General features: G+C 40.7%; 1 protein-coding gene. It reads left to right on the top strand.

Translation table 11 applies throughout. The features are described from left to right. Positions 1–467 (top strand): ATP-binding protein (locus tag BFP75_RS09855; protein WP_165776570.1); only part of this gene is annotated, 467 nt, incomplete at both ends.

Below are 467 nucleotides of genomic sequence, written 5' to 3'. Positions count from 1 at the left end.
CCAAAACCGCTCACTTTAGGTATAGTGCGGTAATGGAAAATATCGATTATGGCCTGGACCGTAACATCGACAAAAACCAAATAAACCGTTTTGCCACCTGCGACTTTGTAAAGCAGAAAGAAAACATACTCATAACAGGTAGTACGGGTGCAGGTAAAAGTTATATGGCATCGGCCATAGGGCATCAAGCTTGCTCATTAGGGTACAAGGTGATGTACTTCAACACCACCAAACTATTTACCATGCTCAAAATGTCAAAAGCAGATGGCTCTTATGTAAAGCAAATAAATAAACTCGAAAAACAAGATCTACTCATACTAGACGATTTTGGTCTCAAAGGCCTGGACAACATCAATAGACACTCTTTTATGGAAATCATCGAAGACAGACATGGGAAAAAGTCAACTATCATCGCTTCGCAACTACCCGTTGAAGCATGGCATGAAATCATAGGCGAACAGACCATT

The organism is Maribacter sp. 4G9 (genome assembly GCF_002742265.1).
GTDB lineage: Bacteria > Bacteroidota > Bacteroidia > Flavobacteriales > Flavobacteriaceae > Maribacter.
This window is presented reverse-complemented; position numbering and strand designations above follow the sequence as displayed.